The sequence below is a fragment of the uncultured Tenacibaculum sp. genome, from assembly GCF_947494125.1.
Classification (GTDB): domain Bacteria; phylum Bacteroidota; class Bacteroidia; order Flavobacteriales; family Flavobacteriaceae; genus Polaribacter.
Genome location: NZ_CANLTU010000005.1, coordinates 223,204 through 231,327, shown reverse-complemented (window position 1 = coordinate 231,327; position 8,124 = coordinate 223,204). Strand labels below are relative to the sequence as shown.

Genomic DNA, 8,124 nt, shown 5'->3' with positions numbered 1-8,124 from the left:
TCATCTTCTGAAAGTTTCTCTTTTTTATTTTCTGTATTGTATAAAGTATAATCTAAGCCTTTTCTTTCTACAACAATTAAATCTTTTCCTTGCGCTGTATTTACTTGTGCTATAAAACAATCTGGTAATTGTAAAAGTGTTTCTGTATTTACAGGTACATCCGCTGCAACATTTTCAATATTAAAATGATCTAACACTCCTGTTATAGCATGTAAACTTGGGTAGGAAGGATGACTTTGTATTTGAAATGATAATTCTTCTTTATCAAAAGATATGCGATTTCGGCGTAATAATTTCTGTACTAAATTTATTAATGTGTCTTTCAAAAGTATTTAATGTTAGGTTATATAGCAATACTAAAAAAAACTATTTTTTAGTGAAACTTCCGTGTTAAAATAAAATGTAAGTAATTTGTTATATTCCAAATTTATTTTTCTTCATAGCGATTTTTTTAAGTATTACTTTTAATTTAGTTCAATACTTTGCTATTTGTTACCCCTTTTTATCTAAATAGCATCAAATTTGTTTTTATAGCAAGATTCCCATTGTAAAGCGATTTTTTCTTTTTAAACGTCATTTTTAATACAGTTCAATGCTTTATTATTTGTTACCCTTTTTTTTTGAAAAAAAATAAAAAAAACGACAGGCCTAAAATAATAGGAAGTAAATAGTGGAAATAATTTGTTTTAAAAGTAGCGGTAGTATCACCAATTAAAACAAAGGAAGCCCAGTAATATGGAGATTTTTCAGATAATGAATGCGATTGTAAATAAGTTCTTTTCGCATTACTTAAAGCATCAATTTTAGATTGTTTCTTTTTTAAATTGGTATAAAAATTTTCCATTAAAAAAGATGTAGAGGAGTCATTAACACTCCAAAGAGAGGAAATTACAGCGTTAGCTCCAGAATAAAAGAAACCTCTAGCCAAGCTTAAAACACCTTCTCCTTTTTTAATTTCTCCTAAATTGGTTTCGCAAGCACTTAAAACAACTAAATCAGCATTGTTTTTGTATGTGTATAATTCGTGTAATTCGAGTTTTTTATCGTGAAAATTAATAAAAGGATTTCCTTTTGAGCTTGCATGTGTTGCAAGGTGAATGATTTTAGATTGAGAGCTTTGTTTTATAAAGTTTTCTTTATTAGCATCAACATGTGTATAAATATCTCCGTCTAGTAAACTGTTAATATTCGTTATTTCGTTGTTTGAGTATTTTAAAGAAGATTTTTGAGAGTTTTTAAAATCAATAGGAGCAAAACCAATAAAATCTGTTGTTGTTTCTCTTCTAAGAGTAGAATTAAACGCAGAAAAAGAAACAGAATAAGCATAACTAATATTACATTCTTCTATTAAATAACGTAGTTCTTTTTTATTGATATTTAAAGCTTCAAAAGGAATGTTTTCAAGGTTTATATCAGGAACTATAGTTATGTTTTTACTTTTAATAAGTTCTCTAATCTCTTTAGAAGGAAATAATAATTCATATAGAGAAGCGGAATTTTTTTTAAAATTATCAAGCTCATTTTTTTTAACCAGAGGTTTAGAAATAAGTGTTTTATAATCTTTTAGTAATTTTAAAACTCCTGTAGCATCTTTGATTTTAAAAGGGATGTTTTTTTTATTTGTGATTAATAAGCCAAACAAAGCAGTTTTTTCTTTTCCATAAATTAAGTGATTCAAAGCATAAGATATTATAATTTCATTACTAGGTAGCTGTTCTGTTACTTGATTTAAAGAAATTAATATTCTATTTTTTTTAGAGGCATCGTATTGAGGATATATTTTCTTGATAGAGTCTTTAAAAAAAGTATATTTTTCTTTTAAGTTAAATAGCGAATCTTTTATTTGATTAGTTGTGTTATTGTTTTCTAGTTGTAGAATACTTTTTTTGAAAGCAAGATCTTTATTCGCTACTTTGAAAGGGAGTTTAAAGTTTTTAATACTACTACTAATATCTGTAGCTAATAAAAAAGCTTTATTTTTTTCTATAAAATTAAACATTAAAGAACCATTGTTAAGTAATTGAGATATATGCACGCCAAGCGTATATATGTCAGAAACCACTTGCCTCCATAAAAAATGAGTATCATTTTCTGTACTATACTCTATGGTTATCGCAATTAATTTATCTGCAACATTAACTGTTTTAAGAGCTTTATTTAAGTATTCAGAATTTTTAGTTTTTCTATATAGATGAATTAAAATTTCTATTTTACTTTTTATAGCTCTGACTACATTTCTTTTTTCTAAAATTTTTAGTAAAGAATTATTTGATAATGAAGGAATGGTTTCATTCTTATTAACATTAAAACTAACATTTAAAGATCTTTTTATGTTTTTTAAAGCTTTAATGTAATCTTCTTTTGAGGTATAATAATTAGCTAAGTTCCTGTAAGTTTCAGATGTTATTGTTTTTAACTTAACATTAAATAGAGAACTTTGTTTTAAAAAATACAAGCAACTATCATTTCCTTTATTAAAATAAAGCTCTCCTAAATTAAGGTAAGAATTTGCTTTAACTAATCTATTGTTTTCTAATAAAGCTCTATTTAGATTTTTAGTATAATAATATTTAGCTTTTTTGTAGTTATAGGAACTTTTAGAAGCATACAAGTTTGCTAAATTAACATTTAGAGAGTAAAATTTAATAGGGCTTTGTAATTCGGGTTTAACATTTAATATACTATCTGCTACTTTTAAATAAGAAATTCCTTTCTTATTACTTTTGTTAGTTCCTATTTCTTTACAAACACGTGAAAAAACAATAGAAAGAGAGATGAAGTTTCTTAAAGGAGCATGTTTTTTCATTAAAGGAATACCCTTTAAATAATAATTAAAAGATTTATATAAATCTCCAGTTGCTCTATAGCATTTTGCTAAGGCACAATATGATTGTGCTTTTTTTAAAGGGAAGTCATTGGTTTTTATAGCTTTTGAATAATATATAATTGCATTTTGATAGTCTTTTAACCTGTAGTAAAATTTACCTAGATTATATAATGCATTACAATAAATACTATCTTTTTTAATGAGATTTTGTTCAATAGTATTTATTTCTATTTTCCCATATTTTATAGCTAAAGGATAGTCTTTCTTTTTTTTATAAAAATAAAAAGAAATATCATGAGCAATCTTTGCATAGTTGCCATTTTTTATTTGAATACTATTTAATATACTATCCCCTTTTTTTTCCGTATAAGTTTGTCCACTTGCATTAAAAGAAATAAAAGAAATAAAAAAGAGAGATAGTATATTTTTCATGTTTTTATTGTCCTATGTTAGTTGGGTCTATTGGTAATGGGCCTAAACAATCAAAGATATTTAAAGAATGAGCAAATATGTTAGGGCATTGACCTATTTTTATATGTAATTCTTCTTCGGTAATCGTTTTAAAAGAAGAATCATAAACAGTTTGTTCTAATACTTCATCATCATCATCACCTTCATACCCGATATCTGTAGTTGGTTGTATTATTATTCTTAAATTAGAAAAGGTTATTACTTCCACATTAGGGTTATTAGGACATGGAGTAATTTGGTTTATTATAGATCCTAAACTGCTTGCAATACAGGATCTTGTTTGAGATTTTTGCAAAGGAGTTGTTCCGATAGGAAACATTATTAATACTTTATTAGTGTATTGTATTGTAGTTTCTTTTGTAATATTTTTCTTATAGTTTGTTGCTAAATTAGTATTAGTTTTTGCAATAAAACTACAGGTTAAAAAAGCTAAAAATAATAGCGTGATTTTGAATGTTAAATTCAATTTTTTCATAATATAAAATATTTTGTTTTCTTACTTTCTTGTTCCTAAGAACAAAAAATGTTACCCGTTTCAAATATAAAAGTTTATTTTAGCCTATCAATAATTATTTAAAATAATGGGAGACGTTTTTTTAAAAGCACTTATTGATGGGGACTCTAAGAAAATAAATATAATTTATCAAGAGAATTTTACTTCTGTAAAAAAATTTGTGCTTCAAAATAAAGGAGGAATTGCAGACGCTGAAGATATTTTTCAGAAAGCATTACTCCAAATTGCTGTTAGATATAAGAAAGAGAAATTTCAAATAAAATCTAGTTTTAATGCATATTTATACACCGTTTGTAAAAACTTATGGCGTAGAGAGTTAAATAAACATAAAAGCAAGGTAACAAATGATGAAATTGTTGAACTGGTAAGTGAAGAGCGAGATAATTCCTTAGCTTATTTAGAGTTAAAAAGGCAGGAGCTTTTTGTTGAAAAACTAGATAAGATTTCTGAAAATTGTAGAAAAATATTATCGTATTTTTTTGCAAAAGTGCCCTATGCAGAAATAGTAGAGAGTACAGAGTATAGTTCGGAAACAGTAGTAAGACAACGTGTTTTTAAATGTAAGAAAAAACTTACAGAATTGATTAAAGAAGATAAAAGGTATAATTCATTAATAGAATTATGAGTTTAGAAGAAGATATATTAATCGAAAAATATTTAAAAAATCAACTTTCAGAAGATGAAAGAAAAGGTTTTTTAGAGCAAATGTCTGTGGATGCTAGCTTTAAAGAAAAAGTAGTTTTTGAAAAAGAACTTTTTGAAACATTAAACGAAAATGATTGGAGTTTTTCTGAAAATGTTAATTCAGAAGAGGTTGAAGAATTAGAAGCTATTTTTAAAAGCGATGCAATAAAAGAGATAAAGGAATCTATTTCATTAGCTCAAGAAGAATATAAGAAGCCTAAAAAAAGCACCGTAAAGTTAATTTATTTGGCAGCTGCTAGTGTAGCTTTGATTTTTACGGCTTATAGTTTGTTCTTTACAGTAAAGACAGCACCCAATGAATTGTATGCGGAATATATTCAACCAAATGAATTGTATTCTAATATAAGTAGAGGTGAAGGAGATTTAGTGCAGAGTTTAATAGAAGGAGAGACGTATTTTAAAGAAAAAAAATATGCAGAAGCTTTGCCCATTTTTATAAAAGTACTGCCTAGTAATAAAAATACGGCATCGATCTACTTGTACACTGCCATTTGTCAAATAGAATTGGATAAGTTTGTAGAAGCAGAAACAACATTAAATGCTTTAATAAATAGCGATTTAATAGACGCACAAAAAGGCTATTGGTACAAGAGTTTATTATTTATAAAATCTAAGCAAATAGAGAAAGCGAAAAAACAGCTAGAATTCATTATAGAAAACAACTATTTTAAATATCAAAAAGCAGAAGAATTATTAACTAAACTAGATTAATCATCTAGTTTAGTTCTTTTTTTAAAAACTTAGCAGTATAGCTAGTTTTATGTTTTGCTACTTTTTCAGGAGAACCAGTAGTTAATATTTGTCCACCACCTTTTCCGCCTTCCATTCCAACATCAATAATATAATCGGCAAGTTTAATAACATCTAGATTATGTTCAATAATTAATACAGTATTTCCTTTGTCGGTTAGTTTGTTTAATACATCCATTAAAACACGAATATCTTCAAAATGTAAACCAGTAGTCGGTTCATCTAAAATATAAAAAGTATTTCCAGTATCTCTTTTAGATAATTCTGAAGCTAATTTAATACGTTGTGCTTCACCACCAGAAAGCGTAGTAGATTGTTGTCCTAAGGTAATATAACCTAAACCAACATCTTTAATGGTTTTTAATTTTCTAAATATTTTCGGAATGTGTTCAAAAAACTGTGTAGCCTCATTAATGGTCATTTCTAAAATATCAGAAATAGATTTTCCTTTGTATCTAATCTCTAAAGTTTCTCTATTAAATCGTTTTCCTTGACAAGTTTCACATTCTACATGAACATCTGGTAAAAAATTCATTTCAATAACACGAACGCCACCTCCTTGACAAGTTTCGCAACGACCTCCTTTTACATTAAAACTAAAACGACCAGGTTTATAACCTCTAATTGCAGCCTCAGGGGTTTTTGCAAACAAACTTCTAATTTCACCAAATGTACCTGTGTACGTAGCTGGGTTAGATCTTGGAGTTCTTCCAATTGGAGATTGATCAATATCTATAACTTTATCAACATGCTCTAAGCCTTCAATTTTTTTATAAGGCATTGGTTTTTTTACACCTCTATAAATATGAGCATTTAAAATGGGGTATAAGGTTTCGTTTATTAAAGTAGATTTACCACTACCGGAAACACCTGTAACACAAATCATTTGTCCTAATGGAAAAGTAACACTAACATTTTTTAGGTTGTTACCGCTAGCACCAGAAAGCTTAATCGTGTTCCCATTTCCTTTTCTTCTTTCTTTAGGAACGGCAATTTCTTTTCGTGCAGTTAAATAATCAGCAGTTAAAGTATCGTGCGATTTTAAATCTTCAAAAGTACCTTCACTTACAATTTCACCACCGTGTCGTCCTGCACCAGGACCAATATCTAATACAAAATCGGCTTGCTCAATCATGTCTTTGTCGTGTTCAACAACTAAAACAGAATTTCCAACATCTCGAAGTTTTATAAGAGAGTTAATAAGTTTTTCATTATCTCGTTGGTGTAAACCTATACTAGGTTCATCTAAAATGTATAAAACACCTACTAGCTGAGAGCCAATTTGTGTAGCTAATCGAATACGTTGTGCTTCTCCTCCAGATAAAGATTTTGAGGTTCTATCAATGGTTAAATAGTCAAGACCAACATCTAATAAGAACTGAATTCTTGTTCTAATTTCTTTTAAAATTTCAGAAGCTATTATTAATTGTTTTTCGGATAGTTTTTTATCAACTTTCGTAAACCAATCAGCTAATTCTAACACATCCATTTGTGCTAAATCACTAATGCTTTTATTGGTGATTTTAAAATGAAGTGCTTCTTTTTTTAGTCTATTACCTTCGCAAGTAGAGCAAGTAACTTCATCCATAAAACCTTTAGCCCATCTTTTTATAGAAGAACTTTCGGCATTTTTATATTGATTTTCAATAAAAGAAATAATTCCTTCAAAGTCAATTTCATATTTTCTAGTTACTCCAGCAGTTTTAGATTGTATTTCAAATTTTTCCTTTCCACCATGTAAAATAATTTCCATGGCTTCCTTAGGAATCTTTTTAATAGGATCGTTTAGTTTGAACTTATATCGTTCGGCAATACTTTCAAGTTGTTTGAAAATCCAACTACTTTTTTGTTCTCCTAAAGGAACAATACCTCCATTTTTTATAGAAATACTAGTATCTGGAATTATTTTTAATTGATTAATCTCATTCGTAATTCCAAGACCATTACAATTTGAACAAGCTCCTTTTGGTGAATTAAAAGAGAAAGTATTTGGCTCAGGATTTGGATATGCAATACCGGATGTAGGGCACATTAACTCTCTACTAAAATAGCGAGGCTTTTCATTATCAACATCAATAACCATTAAAATATTATCACCCGTATATAGTGCAGTTTTTATGGTTTCTTCTAATCTTTTTTCTGCGGAAGAGTTTACAACTAAACGATCAATAACCACTTCAATATCGTGAGTTTTATATCGATCAAGTTTCATTCCTTTTTCAATTTCTTTAATCTCACCATCAACACGTACACGAACAAAACCTTGTTTAGATATTTGTTCAAATAATTCGCGATAATGTCCTTTTCTAGATTTAATTAAAGGTGCAAGAACAGCTATACGTTTATCAGCAAAATCTTTTAAAATTAATTTTTTTATTTGCTCATCAGAATAGCTAACCATTTTCTCGCCTGTGTTATAAGAATAGGCATCTGCAGCACGAGAAAAAAGTAATCGTAAAAAATCGTAAATTTCTGTAATAGTACCTACGGTGGAACGTGGACTTTTATTGGTAGTTTTTTGTTCAATAGAAATTACAGGAGAAAGTCCGTCGATTTTATCAACATCGGGTCTTTCTAAACCTCCTAAAAATTGACGTGCATAAGCCGAAAATGTTTCAATATACCTACGTTGTCCTTCGGCATAAATAGTATCAAAAGCTAATGATGATTTACCACTACCACTTAAACCAGTAATTACAACTAGTTTTTCGCGTGGAATTTTTACGTCAATGTTTTTTAAATTATGAGCTCTAGCTCCGTATACTTCAATGTATTCTTGTTCTTTCAAAATACCTATTTTACAGAAAAAAGCAAAGTTACCAAAACCAAACTTATTTTAAAGCCGATGTTGTTAACA

General features: G+C 28.1%; 5 protein-coding genes and 1 pseudogene. 2 read left to right on the top strand and 4 right to left on the bottom strand.

What is annotated here, in order from left to right:
* From Q0881_RS10810 to Q0881_RS10800, 3 genes and pseudogenes are all read right to left on the bottom strand, one after another.
* Positions 1-326, bottom strand: a pseudogene (locus tag Q0881_RS10810) (hypothetical protein); the annotation flags it as partial.
* 281 nt (positions 327-607) lie between these two features.
* On the bottom strand, positions 608-3,259 hold the full coding sequence (locus Q0881_RS10805) for a CHAT domain-containing tetratricopeptide repeat protein (protein WP_299160008.1): 2,652 nt from the start codon (positions 3,257-3,259) through the stop codon (positions 608-610).
* Positions 3,260-3,263: 4 nt separating this feature from the next.
* The gene (locus Q0881_RS10800; protein WP_299160003.1) at positions 3,264-3,773 is read right to left on the bottom strand and encodes a hypothetical protein; all 510 of its coding nucleotides are present in this window, start codon (positions 3,771-3,773) and stop codon (positions 3,264-3,266) included.
* Positions 3,774-3,879: 106 nt separating this feature from the next.
* Between Q0881_RS10800 and Q0881_RS10795 the strand changes: the two genes are divergently transcribed.
* Both Q0881_RS10795 and Q0881_RS10790 read left to right on the top strand, forming a co-directional pair.
* Positions 3,880-4,437: a sigma-70 family RNA polymerase sigma factor gene (locus Q0881_RS10795; RefSeq protein ID WP_299160001.1), complete on the top strand. Its 558-nt coding sequence runs from the start codon at positions 3,880-3,882 to the stop codon at positions 4,435-4,437.
* A complete protein-coding gene (locus Q0881_RS10790; protein ID WP_299159998.1) occupies positions 4,434-5,228 on the top strand; it encodes a tetratricopeptide repeat protein in 795 nt (264 codons plus the stop codon). Before Q0881_RS10795 ends, Q0881_RS10790 begins: the two co-directional genes overlap by 4 nt.
* Before the next feature lie 4 nt (positions 5,229-5,232).
* On the opposite strand, the gene uvrA is transcribed toward Q0881_RS10790, so the two are convergent.
* Complete coding sequence (gene uvrA, locus Q0881_RS10785) at positions 5,233-8,055, bottom strand: excinuclease ABC subunit UvrA (RefSeq protein ID WP_299159996.1); 2,823 nt, start codon at positions 8,053-8,055, stop codon at positions 5,233-5,235.
* Positions 8,056-8,124 lie beyond the last annotated feature (69 nt).

Coding starts and splice junctions, on each gene's coding strand:
- Q0881_RS10790 (WP_299159998.1), top strand. CDS start 4,434: ATGAGTTTAGAAGAAGATATATTAATCGAAAAATATTTAAAAAATCAA.
- Q0881_RS10795 (WP_299160001.1), top strand. CDS start 3,880: ATGGGAGACGTTTTTTTAAAAGCACTTATTGATGGGGACTCTAAGAAA.
- Q0881_RS10805 (WP_299160008.1), bottom strand. CDS start 3,259: ATGAAAAATATACTATCTCTCTTTTTTATTTCTTTTATTTCTTTTAAT.
- Q0881_RS10800 (WP_299160003.1), bottom strand. CDS start 3,773: ATGAAAAAATTGAATTTAACATTCAAAATCACGCTATTATTTTTAGCT.